The following is a 2,078-nucleotide window of genomic DNA, read 5'->3' on the forward strand; positions in this document are numbered from 1 at the left end:
CCGGCTGGCCCGCGCGCAGGTGCCGGGGGCCGACCCGGCGGACTGGTACGGGGTGTCGCCGCTGTCGGACACCCGGCCGCTGCGCGGGCCGGCGGAGGAGGTGGCCGTCTCCCCGTCCCGGGTGGGCCTGTTCGGGCAGTGCCCGCTGCGCTGGCTGCTGGAGTCGGTCGGCGGCACGCCGGGGGAGTCCGGCGGGCAGTCCCTGGGCAGCCTGGTGCACGCCGTGGCCTCCGAGGTCCCCGAGGCCGGTGCCGCGCAGCTGCGCGCGCGCCTCGACGAGCGCTGGCCGGAGCTGGGGTTCGCGCCCGGCTGGATCGGTGACGCCGCCCGCCGCCGCGCGGAGGACATGGTCCTGAAGCTGGCGGAGTACTCCCGCCGCGCGGCGGCCGAGGGGCGCGAGCTGGTGGCCGTGGAGCAGGACTTCACCGTCGCGGTGGGCCGGGCCCGGCTGCGGGGGCGGGTGGACCGGCTGGAGCGCGACGCGGCCGGGCGCCTGGTCGTCGTCGACCTCAAGACGGGCCGCGCCAAGCCCCGCAGGGACGAGCTGGACCGGCACGCCCAGCTCGGCGTCTACCAGCTCGCCGCCGAGCGCGGCGGCTTCGAGGGGCAGCCAGCGGGGGCCGGCGGCGCGGCGCTCGTGCAGCTGGGCACCGGCGAGCGCGGCGTCGCGGTGCAGGCGCAGGCGCCGCTGGCGGAGGACCCCGAGCCGCGGTGGGTGGAGGAGCTGCTGGCGAGCACCGCCGACGGCATGGCCGCGGGGACCTTCGACGCCGTGGTCGGGCCGCACTGCCGCACCTGCCCGGTGCGCTCCAGCTGCCCCGTGCAGGAGGAGGGGCGCAGCGTCGTCGACCCCGAGCCCGGGGGGGCGGCGTGAGCGCCCCGGCGCAGGCCCGGGCGGGCGGGGGCGCGCGGGTGCTGTCCGCGGCGGCGATCGCCGAGCGGCTGGGGCGCCCGCTGCCCACCGCGGAGCAGGCCGCGGTCATCGAGGCCCCCGTGGAGCCGATGCTCGTGGTGGCCGGCGCGGGCTCGGGCAAGACGGAGACCACGGCGTCGCGGGTGGTGTGGCTGGTCGCCAACGGCCTCGTCGAGCCCGAGCAGGTGCTGGGCCTGACGTTCACCCGCAAGGCCGCCGGGGAGCTGGCCGAGCGGGTGCGCCGCCGGCTGCGGGCGCTGCGCTCGCGCGGGCTGACCAGCGCCGGCGCGGCGGGCGACCTCGACGCCGGGGAGCCCACGATCGCGACGTACAACGCCTACGCCGCCTCCCTCGTGGCCGACCACGGCCTGCGCCTGGGTGTGGAGCCCACCTCCGGCGTCCTCACCGAGGCCGGTGCCTGGCAGCTGGCCACGGAGGTCGTGGAGGGCTGGCGCGGCGACCTCGGCGAGCTCGACCTCAGCCCCGAGGCGGTGACCCGTGCGTTGCTGGGCCTGTCCGGGCAGTGCGCCGAGCACCTGCTGGACCCCGCCGACGTCGGCGGCTGGATCGACCGGGCGCTCGCGCACGTGGCCCGGCTGCCCCGCGACGACCGCAGCGTCGCTAAGCTCGGCGCGCACGTCGCGGGTGAGCCCTTCGCCAAGGTCCGCGAGGTCCTGGCCAGCCTGCGCGCCCGCCGGGCGCTGCTGCCGCTGCTGGAGGAGTACGCCCGGCGCAAGGCCGAGCGCGAGCAGCTCGACTTCGGCGACCAGGTCCGCGTCGCGGCGCGGCTGGCCACCGAGGTGCGGGTGGTGGCGGCCGGTGAGCGGGCCCGCTTCCGGGTGGTGCTGCTCGACGAGTACCAGGACACCAGCCACGCGCAGCTGGTGCTGCTGCGCGCCCTGTTCGGCGACGGGCACCCGGTGACGGCGGTGGGGGACCCCCACCAGTCCATCTACGGCTGGCGCGGTGCCAGCGCGGGCAACCTGGCGAGCTTCCCGGCGCACTTCCGCCGCGCCGACGACAGCCCCGCGCCGGTGGTGCCGCTGTCGACGTCGTGGCGCAACGACGTGGCGGTCCTCGCGGTGGCCAACGCCGTGGCCGCCCCGCTGCGGGCGGGCGCCGGTGACGTGGCCCCGCCGCTGCGGGCGCGGCCCGGCGCCGGGCC

Annotated in this window: 2 protein-coding genes; both read left to right on the forward strand. The window is 79.0% G+C overall.

Translation table 11 applies throughout. The features are described 5' to 3' along the window. The coding region (locus ABEB16_RS21350) for a RecB family exonuclease (protein ID WP_345714187.1) at positions 1–874 on the forward strand (874 nt) is incomplete at its 5' end. Next, the coding region (locus ABEB16_RS21355; RefSeq protein WP_345714188.1) for a UvrD-helicase domain-containing protein at positions 871–2,078 on the forward strand (1,208 nt) is incomplete at its 3' end. The genes ABEB16_RS21350 and ABEB16_RS21355, both read left to right, overlap by 4 nt.

Source organism: Kineococcus glutinatus (assembly GCF_039542765.1).
Classification (GTDB): domain Bacteria; phylum Actinomycetota; class Actinomycetes; order Actinomycetales; family Kineococcaceae; genus Kineococcus_A; species Kineococcus_A glutinatus.